The sequence below is a fragment of the Mycolicibacterium iranicum genome (assembly GCF_002101705.1).
GTDB lineage: Bacteria > Actinomycetota > Actinomycetes > Mycobacteriales > Mycobacteriaceae > Mycobacterium > Mycobacterium iranicum.
Map to the genome: position 1 here is coordinate 261,608 of NZ_LQPC01000026.1, position 18,971 is coordinate 280,578.

The window sequence follows — 18,971 nt, forward strand, 5'->3', positions numbered from 1 at the left end:
GCCACTACCCGATTCACTGCCCGGCCAGCTCCGCATACCCCCAGCCGACAAAGGAATCCCCGTAGAAGTAGAACGACGTCACCGACGCGAGATTGCACATGCGCCGGGTCGGGAAGTGATGCAGCTGTTTGTCGGTCATCGCGCGCCGCAGGGTCTCCACCGGCAGCTGATGGCTGACACACACGGCTTCATGCCCCTCCGCGGCTTCGCGGGCGCGGTACACCGCGCGTCTCATCCGGGCCGCGATGTTGCGGTACGGCTCACCCCACGACGGCGTGCGGGGATTGCGCAGGTGCCACCAGTTGCGCGGGTCGCGCAGCGCACCGTCGCCTGGCGAAACTTTCTGTCCCTCAAAGATGTTCTCCGACTCGATCAACTCGTGGTCGGTGTTCACGACGAGGCCCTTGTGCGCCGCGATCGGGGCGGCGGTCTCCTGGGCGCGCTCCAGCGGCGACGCGACGACGTGGGTGATGTCACGTAGGGAAAGCCAGTCGGCGACGGCCCTGGCCTGGGCCTGGCCCCGCTCTGAGAGGTGATAGTCAGGAAGTCGGCCGTACAGGATCTTGTCGGGATTGTGCACTTCGCCGTGGCGCATCACGTGCACGATCGTCTGATTGGCGCCTCCGGCACCGGGAGTCCGGACGCTCATGCGGTGGCCTGCGCAGCGGCCTTCGCGGCAGCCGGCAGGGCGGCGGCGATCCGGTCGAACGCGTCGTCGTCGAGAGCCGTTGAGACGAACCAGGCTTCGTAAGCACTCGGCGGCGGATAGATACCTGCGTCGAGCAAGCCGTGGAAGAACGCAGGGAACCGCCAGGTTTCGGTTGCTTTCGCGGACGCGAAATCGGTGACCGGATCGGCGCCGAAGAACACGCTGAACATGTTGCCTGCCCGCGGAATCTGATGCGCCACACCGGCTTCGGTGAGCGTGTCGCCGATCAGCCCAATCAGCCGGTCGGCATTGGCGTCCAGCTTGGCGTAGGCATCGTCGTCGGCGGCGCGCAACGTGGCCAGGCCCGCGGCCATCGCGACCGGGTTCCCCGACAGGGTGCCGGCCTGATACACCGGCCCCAGCGGCGCGAGCCGTCCCATCACCTCGGCCCTGCCGCCGAACGCGGCGGCGGGCAGCCCGCCGCTCATCACCTTGCCGAACGTGAACAGGTCCGCGTCAACAGGATCCACGCCGTACCAGCCGGCGCGGCTGACACGGAAACCGGTCATCACCTCGTCGACGATCAGCAGCGCGCCGTGGGCGGAGGTGATGCGGCGCAGCTCGGCGTTGAACCCGGGCAGCGGCGGGACGCAGCCCATGTTGCCGGGGCTGGCCTCGGTGATGATGCACGCGATCTCGTCGCCGAACTGCCCGAAGGTCTCCTCCACCGCCGCGACGTTGTTGTAGGGCAGCACGATGGTGTCGGCGGCCGCCGCGCCCGTCACCCCGGGAGAGGACGGCAAGCCAAGGGTGGCCACCCCGGAGCCGGCGTCGGCGAGCAGCGCGTCGCTGTGCCCGTGATAGCAGCCCGAGAACTTCACGATCTTGGCCCGCCCGGTGTAGCCGCGGGCCAGCCGGATCGCGCTCATGGTGGCTTCGGTGCCGGAGTTCACCAGCCGCACCCGCTCCACGGGCGCAACGCGGTCGACGATCTCGCGAGCCAGCTCCGACTCCGACGGCGTCGGGGCGCCGAACGACAGCCCGTCGGCGGCGACCCGCTGCACCGCCTCGACGACGGCCGGATGCGCGTGACCGAGGATCATCGGACCCCACGAGCACACCAGGTCGACGTAGCGGTTGCCGTCGGCGTCCGTCAGCCAGTAGCCCTTGGCCGACGTGATGAACCGCGGCGTCCCGCCGACGGAGTTGAAGGCTCGCACCGGGGAGTTGACCCCGCCGGGGATGACGGAGGACGCATCGGCGAACAGCTTCGCGGACAGGTCGGTACTGCTCATGCGACCAGTCTCCCAGCCGGGTCAAAACCGTCAACTACAGGGTGTAGTGGAGCTAATTCAGCCAGCACTCCCCGCGGCCGCTGAAACGGTCTACCGCGACCGTGCGACCCATGACCTCGCGGTACTGCGCGTCGAATACGGGAAGCAGCGCCCTGTTGAGGTGCTCCAGATGGTCTTGCCAGCTGCGCAGTTCCGGCCCTCGGGCCTGAAGTTCGTCGAGCACCGCGCGTTCGTCGATGGTGAGCAGCCGGTTGTCCTGCAGCACGATCCGGCCGTCGACCATCACGGTGTCGATCGACGACCCGTTCTCGGAGTAGACCAGGTGCAGTTCGGGCTTGTTGCGCGGCGTGAACGCCAGCGACGTCATGTCGTAGAACACGAGGTCTGCGCGCTTGCCGACCTCGATGCTGCCGACCGTGTCGCCGAGGCGGGCGGACCGGGCACCGCCCAGGGTGGCGGCCGTGAGCACCTCGGCCGCCGTCGGCCACTGCCGGTAGTCCGGCCCGGTGACCTTGTGCAGCAGTGCGGCGGACTTGACCACCTCCGACATGCGCGCGGTGTCACTGCTCGACATGCCGTCGGTACCCAGACCGAGGTTCACCCCCGCGGTGCGAAGCCTGCGCCACGGCGCGATCCCGGATCCGAGCTTGAGGTTGGAGATGGGGTTGTGCGACACCGACGTCGACGTGTCGGCCAGCACGTCGACGTCGGACTCGGTCAACCAGATGCCATGAGCGATCGTGACGTGATCGGACAGCACCCCCAGCGAGTGCAGGTACTCGACCATCGTCTTGCCGTAGAACTCCTCGCCGGTGACCGCCTGCGTGCGGGTCTCCAGGACATGGATGTGAAATTCCAGGTTCTCGCGGCGGGCCAGCTCGTCGAGGGAGACCAGCAGCTCGGGCGAGCAGCGCTGCGGTGCCGACGGGCCGAGCATGAACCGCAGCCGGCCGCCGGCGTAGTCCCGGTAGCGCTGCGCCGAGTCCTGCGCGTCCGCGAGGTAGGCGGCGCCGTTGGTGACCTCCACCTCGTCCAGCTCGGCGCGGAGCTCGGGTGCCAGCGCGTCCGCCAGGAAAGGGAAGTGACTGACGAACGACCGGTCCATCACGTGGCCGGATACGTTCGCCCGGATCCCGGCGTCTCGGTAGGTCTCGAACACCGCGGCCAGCTGCTCCTCGGTCTGGCCCGGGATCTCCAGCACGTCGTCGACGAGGGTGGTCACCCCGTTGCGCAACGACTCGATCGCGACGAGAGCCGAGCGCAGCCGGATCAGATCCGGCGAGAGCGGCGCCAATCCCAGCACCGGGTAGGACAGCAGCATCCAGTGCTCCAGGGGCAGGTTGTCCAGCCGCGCCCGGAACAGCGCCTCCCAGGAGTGGGTGTGCGCATTGACATACCCCGGGACCACCAGGCGGTCCTGCCCGGCCAGCACCGTCTCCCCCGGTTGGGGCGTGAGCTCCGTGCCGACTTCGGTGATCTGCCCGTCGCGGATCCGGATGGAGCGGGTCACCGGTTCGGCGCCGGTCTGCGCGTCCATCGTCAGCACGGTGGCGCGGTCGATCAGGACGGTGTTCATGCGTCGACCCGGCGCGCCTTCGGCAGCTCCAGCGCCGCATAGACCAGACCCGCGGTGAGACCGCCGGCCAGCCAGGACAGGTCGACGCCGCCCAGGGCGGTCGCGACCGGCCCCTGCATCACCGGAACCATGCCGTACATGAACAACCAGGTGGCGGCGATCCCCAGTGCCAGCGCCAGCAGCGCGGTGACACGCACCGGCGGCAGTGTCGATTCGCCGGGCGGCGCCAGCAGTGTCGCGGCGTCGACCCGTCCGCGGGCGACACCGAACCAGTGCACCAGCATCACCGCGGCCCACGGCGCCAACCAGCCGACGATGCCGACCAGCCACGCGTCCAGGGTTTTGGCGAACTCGCCGTTGAGGACGAAGAACACCACGGCACCCATGGCGACCACACCGATCACGAGGTTGAGCACCCGGCGGTTGATGTGGATGTCGAGGGCCTGTGTGGAGACCGCGCAGGTGTAGATGTTGAGGATGTTGGTGGCCAGCGGGCCGTGCACCACCAGCAGCAGCACCGGGATCGCGAGCACACCGTAGGCGTCGACGATGATCTCGCCGGGGTCCGATGAGGCGCTCAGCGTCGCCAGGGTCGCCCCGAGCGCTCCGAGCCACACAACCGGGATGAACTGACCCAGGGCGCTGGCGGCGAACAGCTTGCGGGCCGGCACCTGCGTCGAGACGAACCGCGAATAGTCACCGGCGTATCCGAGCCAGGTGATTCCCCAACCGATTCCGATGGCCGTCATCACAGCGGTGATCGCCGCGAAGTGCTGCGCCCCGGTCAGCGCGGGGTCACCGGTGTAGCCCCAGGACACGTCGAGCCCGAACCACGCGACGGCCGTCATCGCGATCAGCACGACGACCGTGGGCGGCACGGTCCAGCGCTCGAACGCGGCGATGACGCGGTAGCCGAACCACGCGATCACGACCTGGATGGTCATGATGACGGCGGCGACGACGATGCGGGCGGCATTGTTTGTCAGCTCGGGGTCGACCAGACCGATGCGGCCGAGCAGTGCCATCACGAGGTCGAGAACGATCCAGGTGTTGACCGCGCACCAGCCGATGCAGAGGACGGCCTGTACGGCGGCTGGGACGTAGGCGCCGCGCCGGCCGAAGACTGCGCGCGACAGCACCATTCCGGTGACACCGGTGCGCTGGCCGATCACCACGAACACGCCGAACAGCGACATGCCGATCGCGTTGCCCACGACCAGGACGGCGATCGTCTCGAACAGCCCGAGCCCCATGCTGACGCCGAGGGCGCCGAGGATCCAGTTGATGGGTGCGATGTTGGCGCCGGCCCAGATCCAGAACTGGCCACGCACGTCGGTGGTTTTCGCGGATTCCGGAATGACGGTGAGCTCGGCTTCGAGGTCGTGGCCGCCGCCCGGCGCCGACGAGGGTGTCGGGGAGGTGTCGAGAGAGGTCATGGAGTCCTTCTTCGGAGAAGTCTGCTGGTGCGGCGCGGCGATGCGCCGGGGTGGTCCCATCCTCTTCGGTGCGCGGTCACACCGGCTATAGACAATTAGTAACGCGTTTTACCGTATCCCTATAGTTTCTGGATATGCATCCGCAAGCGGCCTCGCTGAGCGTGCGTGATGCATTGGACGACCCGGTGCTGGCCGCCGCGCACCCGCGGATCCTCACCGGTGGGGAGCGACTCGAGCAGCCGGTCAGGTGGGTGCACACCAGCGAGGTGCTCGACATCGCCGAACTGCTCTCCGGCGGTGAGATGCTGCTGGTGGCCGGTGTGATCCTCGGCGATTCGTCACCGGACCAGCTGCGGTCGTACCTGGACTCGCTCGCCGACGTCGGCGCGGCCGCGCTGGCCATCGAACGCCCCCGGGTCGGCAGAATCCCCGAAGCCCTGATCGAACAGGCTGCGCTGCGCGACTTCCCGTTGATCGAACTGACCGAGGTGGTGCGCTTCGTCGACGTGACGCGCGCGCTCAACAGCCGCCTGGTCAACGAGTCGGTCCGCGCGCTGCACTTCAACGACGAGGTCACCCACATGCTGGCCGGTGTGCTGGCCGCCCAGGGCGACCTGGACGAGATGGTGTCGGGACTGAGCGAACTCAGCGGGTGCTCCATCATGGTGCGTTCGGTGTCCGGAGCCGTCCTGGCCGCCGCGGAGGTTCCCGGCGCTCGGCCGCATGCCCACGCCCACGTCGCCGCGGTGGAGTCGGCCGGGGTGATGATCGCGACGATCGAGGTGCTGCCGCAGCCGGGGGTGGACCTGCAGATGATCACCGCGATCTGCAGGCGCGCGCCCGAACCGCTCGCGCTGGCGCTGCTGCAGTGGCGGCCGATGACGCGCTCGGACCAGGCCGTCCGGGAGGTCTTCCGCCTGCTCACCCTCGCCGAGGACACCTCACGGGGACCGGCCCAGCGCGCCGAGACCGCGGCCGCGCTTCGCCGCGCCACAGGCAATCTCGGGCTGGCAGCCGGGGGCTGGTACGTCGGCGTCGTCGCGGTCAGCGTCGACGGCCCCCTGCAGGTGGCCGAACTGTCGGGGGCGCTGCACCGCGACGAACGCCGCGTACTGTCGGAGATCCGCGACGGTCAGTTCCTGGCCGTCGTGCGCTGCGACAGCCGACTCACCTCGGCTGATGCGTTGGAAACTCTTGTCGGCCAACTCAATTCGACGGCACTCCCGAGCGCGCTACGGATCGGCGTGACCGAGCCGCAGCGCGAGCTGCCCGACGTCGCTACCGCGATTCCGGTCGCGGCGACGGCCGCGCTGCACGCCACCGAGACCGACTACGTCAGCCTCGCGCGCGACTTCACGCTCACCCACTTTGTGGCACAACTCGATTCGGATGCCGTGACGCAATTCCTCGACGCCGCACTGGGTCCGCTGCGCACCGCGAACAGATCCGCCGAGCTGCTCGCCACGTTGGCCGCCCTGTTCCGCACCGGCAGCCGGGTGGCCGCGGCGGAGTCTCTGCAGATCCACCGGCAGACCATGTATCAGCGGATCACCCGCATCGAATCGATCCTCGGGCGTCGCCTCGACACCTCCGACGGATCGACCGGGGCGCTGCGCGTTGCCGTCGAGATCGCGGTGACGCTGGCCGATCGCTGAGCTCAGCGCTGCCGACCCACACGCAGCCGTGGTCGCTGCGCAGGTGTCAGCGCGAAGACCGGATGGTCGACGTCGTCAGGCAGCTGGCGCCAATAGGATTCGACGACCTTGCCCGCCAGGGGACGGTAGGCAGCGATGACGGTAGCGCGTCTGTCGACCGGCACCTCGTTGGCGACATACGGGGTGTCGCCGAGCTTCACTTTCGGATCTGCCCGCACGTTTCTGACCCAGTCGGACTCGCCACGCGTCGACACCAGATACTTGACGCCGTCGACCACGGGAACGACGACCGGGATCTGTTGCGGACGCCCGCTGTGGCGCCGCCGCACAGTGAGTGTCTGGCCCATTCCGAAGAACATCGCGACGGGGTTGAAGATCCGCCGCGTGAACCAGGGTGGCTTGAGGTAGGCCATGACTCACGAGTGTGGACGCCGCAGTGCGGGTGCCGCAATGGCCCGCGGTGAATCAGACTCGCGGACTGACCGTCGCCCGGATCGGGCCGTGCGCCACCGTGGTGAACGGAACGTCGACGGCGAACTCCGCGTCCAACGACGTCACCGCGAAGCTCCGGATGATCGTCGCCAGCGCCAGCGTCGTCTCCAACCGGGCGAAGTGCTCCCCGATACACGACCGCGCCCCGCCGGCGAAAGGCAGGAAATGCCAGCGGTCGCGCGCCGCGGTGTTCTCGGGGCTGAACCGGTCCGGGTCGAACCGCTCAGGGTCGGGCCAGATGTCCGGATCGCGGTGCAGCGCATAGATTCCGACTGCCACGAGCGTGCCCGCTTCGACGCGGAACCCGCCGACGTCGATGTCACGCACGGCGAGCCGCCCCACACCCGCGGCGGGCGGGCAGAGCCGCAGCGCCTCGTGCAGCACCTGGGTCGTGTAGCTCAGCCGCGGCACGTCGGAGGGCTCGAGTTCCCGGTCACCCAGCGCGGTCGCCTCTGCAGCCACCCGGCGCTGGATGTCGGGGTGGTGGCCGAGGACCCACAGCGCATACGTCAGAGCGGTCGCGGTGGTGTCGTGCCCGGCCAACATGAAGATGAGCAGGTCGTCGCAGATGTCGTCGTCGGACAGGCCCTGCCCGGTCTCGGGGTCCCTGGCCTCCATCAGCGCGCGCACCAGCGGTGCGTCCCGGTCGGGGTCGGCGCGGCAGGCGTGCAGGATGTCGGCGGTGACCCGGCGCATCTCGGCAACCGCGTGCCGGGCCCGCCTGCGCGCTGGTGTCGGCAGCCAGCGCGGCGCGCGGATCGGGCGCAGCGCGCGGTCCGCGGTGTAACCGGACGCCACGTGCATGTGCTCGGCGATGATGTCGGCGCTGTCGTTGAGGTCGACGCCCAGCACCGAGCGGCCCAGCGACTGCATGGTGATGCGGCGGCATTCGAGATCGAGGTCGACCTCACCACCGCCGGGCCATGCGTCGACGAATCTTTGGGCGGCCTTCGACATGTGTCCGCCGAACAACTGGACGTTGCGCCTGGTGAAGACGGGCTGGAGCGCGCGTTTACGAGGCCGCCACGGTTCGTTCGGCAGCACGAACAGGCTGTCGCCCGCCATGTTCTGTACCTCTTCGTGCACGATGCAGCGTTCGGAGAAGGCGTCGTTGCGGCCGAGGACGTCGCGGATGCCCTCGGGGGAGAACACGGCGACGAACGGCGGGAAGAGCCATTTCGGCGCAACCTGCACGCGCGTGATCGGGCCGCCGGCGGCGCGGACGCCGAGCTGACCGGTGTCCAGCGTGCGCACCAGCTTCAACAACTGTCGGTACGGCAGCGGATTCCGGGGCGCCAGGGGCAGGTTCTCGACGCTGGTCTCAGTCCCGGCGACCACTGTCATCACTCCATGTCAGGACAGCTCCCCCGCCACCGGTCATCACGGTGCCGGGCATCACGCGCAAGCGGTACGGCGTCAGTCGCAGCACGGCGAACTCGTCGGATGTCGGGCCGTTCTTCCACATCGGAATGATGAAGGGGTCGTAGCCGACGGGCTCAGGTGCGGTGGCGAACTTGTTCCACACCGCGGCACACGTGTCGTCGTCGGTGTACCACTCGACCAGACACTCCGCCGAACAGGTGTCGTGCGTCGTGGTCCAGTAGCTGACTGACACGTCCGGATGCACCGCCAGGTGCGCTCGCTTGAGGGGTGTCGGCACGGTCGCGATCCAGCCGAACAGATCGGTGCCGTCCCACTCCCAGATCGGGTGCAGAATGCGCGTGCGCGGCCTTCCGTCGCCGTCAACCGTCGCCACCGAGGCCCAGACGATCGAATGGGCCATGTCGACAAAGGCGGGCGCGGTGCGGTCGAGCGTTGACACAGGTTCTAGATGTAGCAGACAGCGTTGCAGCTGTCTGCCGACCGTCACTCCTCCAGCTTCTTGCGGAACTCCTCGGTGTTGCGGTACTCGACGTTGCCCTCGTCTGCGGATGTCTCGATCTTGCCCTTGTCCTCGTCGTCGACCCAGTCGGTGACAGACGTTCCCGAGACCGTGCCACTGCTGCCCGGCAAAGTGGTGGTCTTCAGGTCGTCGGAGTACGCCTTGGCCATCTCCCTGGCCTTCTCGCGGTGCTCGTCGGTGACTTCCGGCTTCTCGGTGAGTTCCTGATTGTCGGGATCGGGTGTCTCGGTGACGTGTTCGAGCTGGACGTCCGGCTTGTCTCCGGTCTGACGCTGCTCGGTCTGGTGCTGTGTCATGCCTAGCGGGCTGCCCGAAAGTGTGAGCTGCGAAACACTGTTTCATGCGGGCACCCCGCGCAGCGCCATGGGCAGGCTGGGCAGGAAATGCCTGCGGGCGAACGCGCGGATGTCATCGGCCGTCTCCACAGGTTGCGCGCTGGGCAGCAGGAGCACCATTGCGGCGTAGCGCAGGATGCAGTCGGCGAGGTCGTTGACAGCGTCGGGACCGATGCGCTCTGCGAAACCCAGTGGGAAGATGACCTGAAGAGCCTCGGCCATGCGCTCGATCGCAGCCCTGTGATACTGGCCGGCAAGCGCAAGGACGAGCCCCGGTTCCTCGACGATCATTTGGTGCAGCACCCGGTGGTCGCGGAACTTCAGAATAGCCAAGGTGAATGCTTCGACGTAGTAATTCGACTGTGGCCCAGCTATTTTGAGTTCGTTTGCGATGTCGGCGAAGAGTGCCACATTCTCTCGCTCGATGACGGCGCCGACGAGTTGGTCCTTGTTGGCGAAGCGCCGGTAGATGGTCGTCCTGCTGACGCCTGCGCGACGTGCCACGTCTTCGAGTGCGACGCGGCGGAAGCCGTGCCGTTCGAACTCGACGACGGCGGCGTCGAGGATCTGCTGCGTCGCCCGGTCAGGCACCACGGCGGGCCGCGAATCAGGCACCGCGGCGGGCCGCGAATCAGGCACCGCGGCGGGCCGCGAATCAGGCACCGCGGCGGGCCGCTTACGCACGGGCATAGCCCTTGACGGCGTAGCCGCTCATACGCGCACCCATGGGCAGATGGTCCCAGATCCAGTTCACCGGCCGCGATCGCCAGAAGGCGGCGAAGCGCTGGTAGCGGCGCTCCTGCTTGTCGGTCCATGGAAGACCGAGCAACACACGTGCCCGTGGCGGAAGCCCGCCGGTGGTCAGGAAGGCCGCCAGCGGGTTGAACACCGGCGCGGCGATCCGCCAGACGAGCGGATGGACGGCCTTGGGCTTCGGGAAGCCCTTGGTGACGTAGCCGACGCCGTACTTGGCCGAGGGGTGTGCGACGAGAACCTGGTTCATCATCCGGTCCCAGTACTGCTCGAATTCGGCATAGGTCGCCGGCATCACGCGATCGCTGACGCCGTAGCGCCGGTACCACGTCTTCGATTCGAGCCAGATCTGTTCGCGCTCGGCGTCGGTGAGGCGCTTCACGAAAGTGTCGGCGAAGTAGTAGATCTGCTCGACGAAGGTGGCGTGTGCCCAGAAGTACGTCTCGGGATCCAGCGCGTGATATCGGGCCCCGTCCGTGCCGGGCATCTCGCCCTTGACGTGGTGGTGGAAGTCGCGAACCTGCGTGCCCGCGTTCTCCTCGTCAGTGCCGTACACCGTGTTGAAGATCGGCGGGATCGTTCGCTTGAGTCGCTCGGCGGTGTCGGCGAAGAACGTCGAATGGTCGTAGACACCCTGACCGAGCTCGGCGAGCATGTTCTGCAGCACGGCCGGCCTCGGGCCGATCAGGTACATACGGTTGTCACCGAACCAGCGCCAGACCAGGGATTGCGGCCCCAGCGGCAGGGCGTCATCCAGGTGTTCGGGCTGTTGCGCCAACTCGGTCATGAGCAACAGTGTTACAGATTCTGCACTTTGTACCAAAGGGAGTGTGGCGAGGCCCACAGCCGATCGATGCGCCACTTCGCGAAACGGCCGCCACGGTAGTCAGGCGGCTCGCACCGCTACTGTGCGGGCGGTTTCGCGGGACCGCGGCGCAACCGGGCGATGCCGACGACGGCGAGGACCCCGGCGGTGGCGGCAAGCAACAGTGACAGCGTCAGCATCGGCGCGTAGTAGACCTGGGAGATCGTGGACGGCTCACCGTCGAGCACCGGGGCGACGACCACCTCGGTGCTGGCGCTCAGCCACGCCACCACGCAGCCCAGCGCCGCCAGCCCAGCCACCAACAGCTCGACGACGGCACGCCGGCGGCTTTTCCCCCCGTTCACGACGCGGGCTCCGGCGGGATGCGTTCCTCGACAAGGTTCGTCAGGGCAGCGCGCAGCTGTTGATGCTTGCGCGCCCACGCCTGAGCGGTCCGATCATTGGTCAGCCGCAGGCCGATGCCGGTACGCCCGCGCGGGACACCGGTGAGCTCGCCGAGTGCGCGAGCGTACTGCCACTTGGGAGTCTCCGACCCACTGGCTTCGGGATAGACGCGCACGATCTCGTCGGTCAACGTGATCTCGGTGCCCTGCCGCAGCTTCTCGGTGGTCAGCTCCACCGAGGTGTGGATGCGGGCGGCCTTGACCTGGATCGCCAAGAACGTCGAGACGAGAACGAAGAACAGCACAGGCACCACCCACTGGATGCCGTAGCCGGCGGACAGCTGAATCAGCGCCATCGCCACCCCGGCGCCTGGACCGGCCAGCACCCACAGCCAGCTGGCACCCTGCTCGTAGAACAGCACTTCGGGCTCGGGGGTCGACTCCGTCACGCCGCGTCCTTCTCCTGAAACCACCGCCGCGCCGACGGCTGAACGAACAACAGCACGCCGATCAGCAGCGGGAAGAGCGACATGAGGATGAACAGATGCACCGCCCCTATCAGCCCCGCGATGATCACGATCACGACGATCGCGGCCGCCGCCAGCGCCAGCGTCGCCCGGTAGAACCGGCCGTCACCGCGGCGTGCCCTGCCTGCGAGGAAAGCCAGCGCGCCGCCGACGAGCACCGCACCGATTCCCGTTCCCCGCACGATCGACAGGAAGGCGTCGGCATTGGCGATCTGCAGGCGCTCGGCATCGAACGCCGCGGTCGAGGCCATCAGGCCACCGACGATCATGATGACCGCACCGCCCACGAAGCACCAGAAGGCGAGGTCCACGACTCGGGGTCGGCTGGGTGACGTCGGGTCGGTCATGGTCGGGCCAGCCTAACGAATCACCGCGTGAAGAAGTCGTGGGAGTCCTTGCGGTGCAGCAGGTACACCCCGCCGGCGACCAGCACGGACCCGATGATCACGGGAACTGCGTAGGCCACCGCCAGCACGTCGGAACGCTCGACGTTGAACAGGCTCGACACCGAATAGACCACCACGGCGATCGCGCCGCCGGTCAGCAGTGTGCGGGCCCAGCGGTAGCCCTGCCGCATCAGGAACATGAACGTCAGCACGGTCGCTGTCACGATGACGACGAACATCAGGGAGATCGCGAGCACAAAACCGTTGGGGTGATGCTGAACTGTCACGAGGTCGACGACGTAGCCGCCGACCATCAGCGGAAGCGAGATCACCCACACCCAGAATCCGGTGTCCACATCGGCGGGCCGAGCAGGCTTCTCCGGTGGCGCGGCAGGGCCCGTCACGACAGCCAGCGGGCGGCGTCGGCAGCCCAGTAGGTGAGCACGATGTCCGCACCCGCGCGGCGGATCCCGGTCAGCGACTCCAGAACCACGGTGCGCAGGTCGATCCAGCCGTTGTTCGCCGCCGCGGTGATCATGGAGTACTCGCCCGACACCTGGTAGGCGGCGACGGGGACCGGTGAGATGTCCGCTGCCGCGCGCACCACGTCGAGGTAGGACATCGCGGGCTTGACCATCACGATGTCGGCCCCCTCCTCGATGTCGAGCTCGACTTCGTGCAGCGCCTCGCGCGCGTTGCCCGGATCCTGTTGGTAGGTGCGTCGATCGCCCTGCAGGCTGGACGCGACGGCCTCCCGGAACGGTCCGTAGAACCCGGACGCGAACTTTGCGGCGTAGGCCAGGATCGCGGTGTCGGAATAGCCTGCGGCGTCCAGACCGTCGCGGATCGCGGCGACCTGGCCGTCCATCATGCCGCTTGGGCCCACCACGTGCGCACCTGAATTCGCCTGCGCGACAGCGAGTTCCACATAGCGTCGATTGGTCTGGTCATTATCGACCCGACCCGCGGCGTCCAGCACGCCGCAGTGGCCGTGATCGGTGAACTCGTCCAGACACGTGTCGGCCATCAACACGGTGGCATCGCCAAGGTCGGCGGCGAGATCACGCAGCGCCACGTTGAGGATTCCGTCGGGATCCACGCCGACGCTGCCGGTCGGATCCTTGTCCTCGTCGCACGGCACCCCGAAAAGCATCAACCCACCGATACCCGTGGCCACCGCATCCGCGGCGGCTCGGCGCAACGAATCGCGGGTGTGCTGGTAGACGCCCGGCATGGAAAGGATTGGCGCCGATTCCGCTATACCGTCGGCGACGAACATCGGCAGCACCAGATGCCTTGGCTCCAAGGATGTCTGGGCCACCAGCCGACGTAACGCCGGAGTGGTCCGTTGCCTCCGTGGACGGTGTCGAGGAAAAGCCACTGTCGAACGTCTCCTTGTCCCCGGCGAGCCTGTTAGCGGCGGCGGCTCTTCTTTCGCGGCGGCGGCAATGCCCCTTCGGCCCGAAGCCTCGCGGCATGCTCGGCCAGGGCCTCCACGAGCGGACCCACCGCGGCCACCTCGGGTTGGACATCCACGCGAAGCCCGAATTCTGCTGCAGTCTCAGCAGTCTTGGGCCCGATGCACGCAACGATGGTCCGCGCGTGCGGCTTACCCGCGATGCCGACGAGGTTACGCACCGTCGAGCTGGACGTGAAGCACACGGCGTCGAAGCCGCCGGTCTTGATCATCTCGCGGGTGTGTGCCGGCGGCGGAGCAGCGCGCACCGTCCGGTATGCGGTGACATCCTCGATCTCCCAACCGAGTTCGCGCAGCCCCTCAGCCAGCGTCTCGGTGGCAATGTCCGCGCGCGGAAGCAGCACCCGGTTCACCGGATCGAAAATGTCGTCATACGGCGGGAACTCATCAAGTAGGCCGAGGGACGATTGCTCGCCGGTGGGCACCAGCTCGGGGTTGATCCCGAAAGCGCGCACCTTCTCGGCGGTGGCCTGACCGACACACGCGATCTTCACACCGGAGAACGCGCGTGCGTCGAGGCCGAACTCGTTGAACTTCTCCCACACCGCACGCACCGCATTGGTGGACGTGAACACAACCCACTGGAACCGACCGTCCACCAAACCCTTGACGGCCCTTTCCATCTGGGCGGGGCTGCGGGGCGGCTCGACGGCGATGGTCGGCACCTCGATGGGCAGCGCACCGTGACCGACCAGGCGATCGCTCATCTCGCCCGCCTGATCCTTGGTGCGCGGCACGAGAACCGTCCACCCGTAGAGGGCGCGGCTCTCCCACCAGTTCAGCTTGGCCCGGTTGGCGACGGTGCGACCGATGGTGACCACCAGCGTCCCGGTCAGCGGGCCCGCCGGTTCGGTGCCGGCCAGGGTGGCCTTGTCGAGAAGACCCGCGAGCGTGGTCTCGACTGAACGCTGCTGGCACGTCGTTCCATTCGCGGTGACGACGGTGGGCGTGGAATCCGCCAGACCGTATTCGATCAGCGTGCGGGCCGCCTCGGGAAGGCGCGACGCCGTCGCGTGCAGGATCAGCGGCCCCGGTGCGGCCGCCAACGCGGCCCAGTCGACGTCGCCGCGGATGTCGGCGACGGTGTGCGCTGACCCCAGCGGCAGCCCCGCATAGGTCGGCACCGCGGAGGTGTCCGGCAGACCGGGCACGATCTCGAAGTGCAGTTGGGTCTTGGCCAGAGCGTTCACCTCGGTGATCACCGAGTCGATCGACAGCGGATCGCCTGCGACCAAGCGCACCACGTCGACCCCCGTGCGGGCCTCGTTGGCCAGCGTCTTGGCGACCTCGGCTGGATCGCCGAGCGCGGGCCGCACGTCGGGGCCGCCCGGGATAACCGCGTCCTCGGCAGGCTCGGTGGCAGCCGCCGCCGGGCTGTCGGGCTGATCGGCGTTCTTCTTGGCCGCCGAATCAGCTTGATTGGCAGCCGCGTCGGCGGCCGGTAGGGGTCCCGACGGCGGCGGCAACTCACAACCCACTAGGGCGAGCACCGCTTCAGGCACGTCGGGATCGGTGAACACCAGTGCGGCGTTGGCCAGCACAGCGCGGGCACGTGCCGTCAGCAGGCCCGGATCCCCGGGCCCGGAGCCGACGAACGTGATGCGGCCGGGCTTGCCCTTGCGTCCTCGCAAGCTCATATGTCTCTCCCGCGTTCGTCCAACAGGTCGCGTGCACCCAGCTCGAACAGCTCCGCGGCCACCGAGAGCCCCAGCTCCCGTGCCCGCTCGGGTGTCCCGATGCCGGACGCACGGATCACGTCGGATCCGTCCAGCGTCGCCACGCAGCCGCGCAGCGACAGCTCTTCGAAGACTCTGCCGTCCTCATCGATGGACTCGACCACCTCGGCGATCGCGCCCACCGGTGCGGAGCAACCCGCCTCCAGTTCGGCCAGCAAGGCTCGCTCTGCGGTGACCGCCGCGCGGGTGTCGGCGTCATCGAGTTCCGCCAACAGCTCCGCAAGCGCCGTATCTCCGGCACGGCACTCGACTGCCAACGCCCCCTGCGCCGGTGCCGGCAACATCTGTACCGGTTCCAGCGTCTCGGTGACAGCGTCGAGGCGACCGATGCGGGCCAATCCCGCCCGGGCGACGACGACGGCGTCGAGATCACCGCTGCTTACCCTGTTCAACCTGGTATCTAGGTTGCCTCGTAGGGGGCGGATTTCCAAACCGAGACCCAGTGCTCTAAGCTGTGCCGCCCTTCGCGGGGAGGACGTTCCGATGACCGAGCCTGCCGGCAACTCCCCCAGCACCAGGCCGTCGCGGGCCACGAGTGCGTCGCGGGCGTCCGCGCGCACCGGGATCGCCGCGATCACAAAGCGCGGGTCGGTCGCCGTCGGCAAATCTTTGTACGAGTGCACGGCCATGTCGACAGACTCGTCGGCGATGGCTTCGCGCAGCGCTGCGGTGAACACCCCGACGCCGATCTCGGCGATTGGCGCGTCCGATCGGTCGCCATCGGTGGAGACGATGACCAGCTCGGCCTCGTGTCCGGCGGCAATCAACGCGTCCCTGATGAGACCGGCCTGAGTGGTGGCAAGCAGGCTTCCCCTGGTGCCGATTCGAATCACGTGATGGTTCTCCGCTGACCGAGTGTCACTCGGTCTTGTCGAGATCGATTGCGGCAGCGGTTATTTCACTGCCGGCGATGGGGCTCAACTCGCCCGCCGCGACCGCGTCGACGGCGTGCTGGTCGAGTTCGAACAATTCGCGCAGCGCCTCCGCGTAGCTGTCACCGCCCGGCGCGCTCGCCAGCTGCTTGACCCGAACCGTCGGCGCGTGCAGAAGCTTGTCGACGACCCGGCGGACGGTGTTCGCCACCTCGTCGCGGTGCGCTGAATCCAACCCTGGCAAACGGTTGTCCAACCGCAGCAGCTCCGCTTCGACGACGTCTGCCGCGCGCTGGCGCAGCGCGGTGACGGTCGGGGTGACCTCGGCCATCCGCTGGCCGGTGAGGTAGTTGGCGACCTCCGCGGCGACGATCGTGCGGGCGGCGTCGGCGTCGGACGTGGCGGCCTTGGCCGCCGGCTCCCGCAGGATGCGGTCCATGTCGACGACGAACACGCCGGGCAGGCCGGCAACCGCGGGGTCGACGTCGCGCGGCATGCCGAGATCGCAGATGACGAGCTGTTTGGGTTCCCTGACGTGGGCGAGGCCGCGGTGCACGTCGGCGAGCGACACGACAGGGCGGACCGCGCCGGTGCAGGTGACGACCACGTCGGCGTCGGTCAGCAGCGGCGGCAGATGGTCGAACGGGAACGTGTCGGCGGCAATACCGTGGGCCCGGATGTTCTCGGCGAGCCTCTTGGCGCGCGGCAGGCTCCGGTTGACGACGTGAATGCTTTCGACGCCGGCCCGCATCAGCTGCTTGGCGGCCAGCGCGCCCATGGATCCCGCCCCGACGACCACCGCGCGGCGGCCCGCCAGCGAGCCGACCTTCTTCTCGGCTGTGTCCAGGGCCACCGACACCACCGAGGCGCCCGCGGCGTCGATACCGGTTTCGGAATGCACGCGTTTACCGACGGCCAACGCGCGTTGCGATAGCTCGTGGAGGGTGCGCCCGACGGTGTGGTTGGCTTCGGCCGATGCATAGGCCCGGCGGACCTGGCCCAGGACCTGCTGTTCGCCCACGACGGCGGAGTCCAAACCGCTGGCGACGGCGAAGAGGTGCTCAACGGCAGCCTCGGCGTAACGCACGTAGGCGTATTTGGTCAGATCCTGCAGCGACATTCCCGAGTGCTCCGAAAGCACCTGGCCGATGACCGACAGGCCGCCGTGGAATGCCTCGACAACCGCGTAGATCTCGACGCGATTGCAGGTGGACAGCACCATGGCCTCGGTGACCAGAGAGGATTGCAGCACCTCGGCCATGATCTTGGCCTGGTCGGATTCGTCGGTGCTGAGCTGCTCCAATACGGACACCGGCGCGCTGCGGTGCGAAACGCCAAACAGCAGGACGCTCATGGCTTCCTCACCACGGTCAGCACACGACCAAGGTAGTCGTTGAGCAGCTGGGCCACCAAATTTGCTCCGAATCCGTCGGCGGCCCGCTCAGCTGGCGAGGTCGGCCCGCAATCGGGGTTCGTCGACCTCCCAGTAGCTGTGCTCGGCACCGTCGAGCAGCACTACAGGGAGGCGATCGCCGTACTCGGCGCGAAGGGCGGTGTCGCCGGACGCTGCGGCCGCGTCGACGTCGGTGACGGCAAGGGCGAAACCGAGTTCGCTCGCGAGCTCGGCGAGCTGGGCGGCCGCGGCCGCGCACAGCGAACAACCCTCGCGTGTCAGCAGCTCCACCTGTCGGTCCACCCCGCCAGTATCCCGGTGAGGTGACCTAATGTTGTAGCCGTGTCCGATTCCGGGGGATCTCAGGTGGGACCCGAGTCCTGGGCGCAGAAGCTGGCCGGGGAGGCCAGCGCCGAAGCGGCGTCCGAGGGCCTTTCCGGATCCGGGGGACCGCTGGGAGAGCTCGACACCCCGCCTCCTCCCCCGCCCGACCTGACCGCCGCCGCCTTCTTCGACGTCGACAACACGCTCGTGCACGGCTCCTCGCTGGTGCATTTCGCGCGTGGGCTGGCCGCCCGGGAGTACTTCACCTATCAGGACCTGGCCCGGTTCGCCCTCGCCCAGGCCAAATTCCAGCTGACCGGCCGCGAGAACAGCGACGACGTGGCCGCGGGCCGGCGCAAAGCGCTGTCCTTCATCGAAGGGCGCTCGACGGCGGAGCTGGTCGCGCTCGGCGAGGAGATCTACGACGAGATCATCGCCGACAAGATCTGGCCCGGGACGAGGGCGCTGGCGCAGATGCACCTCGACGCCGGACAACAGGTGTGGCTCGTCACCGCGACGCCCTACGAGCTGGCTGACACGATCGCGCGGCGGCTCGGCCTGACCGGCGCTTTGGGCACGGTCGCGGAGTCGGTCGACGGCGTGTTCACCGGCCGTCTCGTCGGCGACATCCTGCACGGCAGCGGTAAGGCACACGCGGTGCGGTCGTTGGCGATCCGCGAGGGCCTGAATCTGAGGCGCTGCACCGCGTATTCGGACAGCTTCAACGACGTGCCCATGTTGTCGCTGGTGGGCACGGCCGTGGCGATCAACCCGGACGCCGACCTACGCGACCTCGCCCGTGAGCGGGGCTGGGAGATCCGCGATTTCCGCACCGCACGCAAAGCTGCGCGGATCGGGGTGCCGTCGGCGCTGGCGCTGGGTGCCATCGGCGGTGCGCTGGCGGCAGCGGTGTCACGGCGCGAAAAGTAGGCCCCGTCGCGGGCGTTGGTAGG

At 68.1% G+C, this 18,971-nt stretch carries 21 protein-coding genes; 2 read left to right on the forward strand and 19 right to left on the reverse strand.

The features are described 5' to 3' along the window. Window positions 1-13: 13 nt before the first annotated feature. From AWC12_RS08720 to AWC12_RS08735, 4 genes are read right to left on the reverse strand one after another with little or no spacing between them, the layout of a single operon-like run. The gene (locus AWC12_RS08720; protein WP_085173631.1) at window positions 14-649 is read right to left on the reverse strand and encodes a histidine phosphatase family protein; all 636 of its coding nucleotides are present in this window, start codon (window positions 647-649) and stop codon (window positions 14-16) included. Continuing rightward, window positions 646-1,944, reverse strand: coding sequence for a glutamate-1-semialdehyde 2,1-aminomutase (gene hemL / locus AWC12_RS08725; protein WP_085173633.1), 1,299 nt, complete (start codon window positions 1,942-1,944; stop codon window positions 646-648). Before hemL ends, AWC12_RS08720 begins: the two co-directional genes overlap by 4 nt. Window positions 1,945-1,996: 52 nt before the next feature. Continuing rightward, window positions 1,997-3,520: an amidohydrolase family protein gene (locus AWC12_RS08730; RefSeq protein ID WP_085173634.1), complete on the reverse strand. Its 1,524-nt coding sequence runs from the start codon at window positions 3,518-3,520 to the stop codon at window positions 1,997-1,999. Beyond that, the gene (locus tag AWC12_RS08735) at window positions 3,517-4,956 is read right to left on the reverse strand and encodes a cytosine permease (RefSeq protein ID WP_085173845.1); all 1,440 of its coding nucleotides are present in this window, start codon (window positions 4,954-4,956) and stop codon (window positions 3,517-3,519) included. The genes AWC12_RS08730 and AWC12_RS08735 overlap by 4 nt, the downstream gene beginning before the upstream one ends. Window positions 4,957-5,090: 134 nt before the next feature. Here AWC12_RS08735 and AWC12_RS08740 point away from each other — a divergent pair, with 134 nt between their 5' ends. Next, window positions 5,091-6,611 carry a PucR family transcriptional regulator gene (locus AWC12_RS08740; protein WP_085173636.1) on the forward strand — a complete coding sequence of 507 codons (1,521 nt, stop codon included), beginning with the start codon at window positions 5,091-5,093 and terminating at the stop codon, window positions 6,609-6,611. 2 nt (window positions 6,612-6,613) lie between these two features. Here the strand turns inward: AWC12_RS08740 and AWC12_RS08745 are convergent, their stop codons facing one another. From AWC12_RS08745 to AWC12_RS08815, 15 genes are all read right to left on the reverse strand, one after another. After that, a complete protein-coding gene (locus AWC12_RS08745; RefSeq protein WP_085173638.1) occupies window positions 6,614-7,024 on the reverse strand; it encodes a nitroreductase/quinone reductase family protein in 411 nt (136 codons plus the stop codon). Between the two features lie 52 nt (window positions 7,025-7,076). Further along, window positions 7,077-8,447 (reverse strand): cytochrome P450, encoded by a 1,371-nt coding sequence (locus tag AWC12_RS08750; RefSeq protein ID WP_110808597.1) that lies wholly within the window; start codon window positions 8,445-8,447, stop codon window positions 7,077-7,079. Next, window positions 8,425-8,925: a pyridoxamine 5'-phosphate oxidase family protein gene (locus AWC12_RS08755; protein ID WP_085173640.1), complete on the reverse strand. Its 501-nt coding sequence runs from the start codon at window positions 8,923-8,925 to the stop codon at window positions 8,425-8,427. Before AWC12_RS08755 ends, AWC12_RS08750 begins: the two co-directional genes overlap by 23 nt. 44 nt (window positions 8,926-8,969) lie before the next feature. Beyond that, window positions 8,970-9,302: a hypothetical protein gene (locus tag AWC12_RS08760; RefSeq protein WP_085173642.1), complete on the reverse strand. Its 333-nt coding sequence runs from the start codon at window positions 9,300-9,302 to the stop codon at window positions 8,970-8,972. Between the two features lie 42 nt (window positions 9,303-9,344). Further along, window positions 9,345-9,935, reverse strand: coding sequence for a TetR/AcrR family transcriptional regulator (locus AWC12_RS08765; RefSeq protein ID WP_234813918.1), 591 nt, complete (start codon window positions 9,933-9,935; stop codon window positions 9,345-9,347). An 82-nt stretch (window positions 9,936-10,017) separates the two neighbouring features. Beyond that, window positions 10,018-10,881, reverse strand: coding sequence for an oxygenase MpaB family protein (locus tag AWC12_RS08770; protein ID WP_085173646.1), 864 nt, complete (start codon window positions 10,879-10,881; stop codon window positions 10,018-10,020). Between the two features lie 116 nt (window positions 10,882-10,997). Continuing rightward, on the reverse strand, window positions 10,998-11,264 hold the full coding sequence (locus tag AWC12_RS08775; protein WP_024446040.1) for a hypothetical protein: 267 nt from the start codon (window positions 11,262-11,264) through the stop codon (window positions 10,998-11,000). Continuing rightward, complete coding sequence (locus AWC12_RS08780; protein ID WP_024446041.1) at window positions 11,261-11,752, reverse strand: transport-regulating membrane protein Mce1N; 492 nt, start codon at window positions 11,750-11,752, stop codon at window positions 11,261-11,263. Before AWC12_RS08780 ends, AWC12_RS08775 begins: the two co-directional genes overlap by 4 nt. Beyond that, window positions 11,749-12,177, reverse strand: coding sequence for a hypothetical protein (locus AWC12_RS08785; protein ID WP_024446042.1), 429 nt, complete (start codon window positions 12,175-12,177; stop codon window positions 11,749-11,751). Before AWC12_RS08785 ends, AWC12_RS08780 begins: the two co-directional genes overlap by 4 nt. 20 nt (window positions 12,178-12,197) lie before the next feature. Then, window positions 12,198-12,620, reverse strand: a complete 423-nt coding sequence (locus AWC12_RS08790; RefSeq protein ID WP_085173648.1) for a hypothetical protein — start codon at window positions 12,618-12,620, stop codon at window positions 12,198-12,200. Next, entirely contained in the window at window positions 12,617-13,597 is a 981-nt protein-coding gene (gene hemB / locus AWC12_RS08795) for a porphobilinogen synthase (protein WP_085173650.1), read from the reverse strand. The genes AWC12_RS08790 and hemB overlap by 4 nt, the downstream gene beginning before the upstream one ends. Window positions 13,598-13,629: 32 nt before the next feature. Continuing rightward, window positions 13,630-15,330 (reverse strand): bifunctional uroporphyrinogen-III C-methyltransferase/uroporphyrinogen-III synthase, encoded by a 1,701-nt coding sequence (locus AWC12_RS08800; RefSeq protein WP_024446045.1) that lies wholly within the window; start codon window positions 15,328-15,330, stop codon window positions 13,630-13,632. Beyond that, complete coding sequence (hemC, locus tag AWC12_RS08805; protein WP_024446046.1) at window positions 15,327-16,262, reverse strand: hydroxymethylbilane synthase; 936 nt, start codon at window positions 16,260-16,262, stop codon at window positions 15,327-15,329. Before hemC ends, AWC12_RS08800 begins: the two co-directional genes overlap by 4 nt. A 25-nt stretch (window positions 16,263-16,287) precedes the next feature. Continuing rightward, window positions 16,288-17,655: a glutamyl-tRNA reductase gene (locus AWC12_RS08810; RefSeq protein ID WP_024446047.1), complete on the reverse strand. Its 1,368-nt coding sequence runs from the start codon at window positions 17,653-17,655 to the stop codon at window positions 16,288-16,290. Window positions 17,656-17,742: 87 nt separating this feature from the next. Continuing rightward, the gene (locus AWC12_RS08815) at window positions 17,743-17,997 is read right to left on the reverse strand and encodes a glutaredoxin family protein (RefSeq protein ID WP_085173651.1); all 255 of its coding nucleotides are present in this window, start codon (window positions 17,995-17,997) and stop codon (window positions 17,743-17,745) included. Between the two features lie 39 nt (window positions 17,998-18,036). On the opposite strand from AWC12_RS08815, the gene AWC12_RS08820 reads away from it, so the two are divergent. Next, on the forward strand, window positions 18,037-18,948 hold the full coding sequence (locus AWC12_RS08820) for an HAD family hydrolase (protein WP_024446049.1): 912 nt from the start codon (window positions 18,037-18,039) through the stop codon (window positions 18,946-18,948). Window positions 18,949-18,971 lie beyond the last annotated feature (23 nt).

Excerpts from the sequence above, each read along its gene's own strand:
- AWC12_RS08720 (WP_085173631.1), bottom strand. The coding sequence starts at position 649 with ATGAGCGTCCGGACTCCCGGTGCCGGAGGCGCCAATCAGACGATCGTG.
- hemL (WP_085173633.1), bottom strand. The coding sequence starts at position 1,944 with ATGAGCAGTACCGACCTGTCCGCGAAGCTGTTCGCCGATGCGTCCTCC.
- AWC12_RS08730 (WP_085173634.1), bottom strand. The coding sequence starts at position 3,520 with ATGAACACCGTCCTGATCGACCGCGCCACCGTGCTGACGATGGACGCG.
- AWC12_RS08735 (WP_085173845.1), bottom strand. The coding sequence starts at position 4,956 with ATGACCTCTCTCGACACCTCCCCGACACCCTCGTCGGCGCCGGGCGGC.
- AWC12_RS08740 (WP_085173636.1), top strand. The coding sequence starts at position 5,091 with ATGCATCCGCAAGCGGCCTCGCTGAGCGTGCGTGATGCATTGGACGAC.
- AWC12_RS08745 (WP_085173638.1), bottom strand. The coding sequence starts at position 7,024 with ATGGCCTACCTCAAGCCACCCTGGTTCACGCGGCGGATCTTCAACCCC.
- AWC12_RS08750 (WP_110808597.1), bottom strand. The coding sequence starts at position 8,447 with ATGACAGTGGTCGCCGGGACTGAGACCAGCGTCGAGAACCTGCCCCTG.
- AWC12_RS08760 (WP_085173642.1), bottom strand. The coding sequence starts at position 9,302 with ATGACACAGCACCAGACCGAGCAGCGTCAGACCGGAGACAAGCCGGAC.
- AWC12_RS08770 (WP_085173646.1), bottom strand. The coding sequence starts at position 10,881 with ATGACCGAGTTGGCGCAACAGCCCGAACACCTGGATGACGCCCTGCCG.
- AWC12_RS08785 (WP_024446042.1), bottom strand. The coding sequence starts at position 12,177 with ATGACCGACCCGACGTCACCCAGCCGACCCCGAGTCGTGGACCTCGCC.
- AWC12_RS08800 (WP_024446045.1), bottom strand. The coding sequence starts at position 15,330 with ATGAGCTTGCGAGGACGCAAGGGCAAGCCCGGCCGCATCACGTTCGTC.
- AWC12_RS08810 (WP_024446047.1), bottom strand. The coding sequence starts at position 17,655 with ATGAGCGTCCTGCTGTTTGGCGTTTCGCACCGCAGCGCGCCGGTGTCC.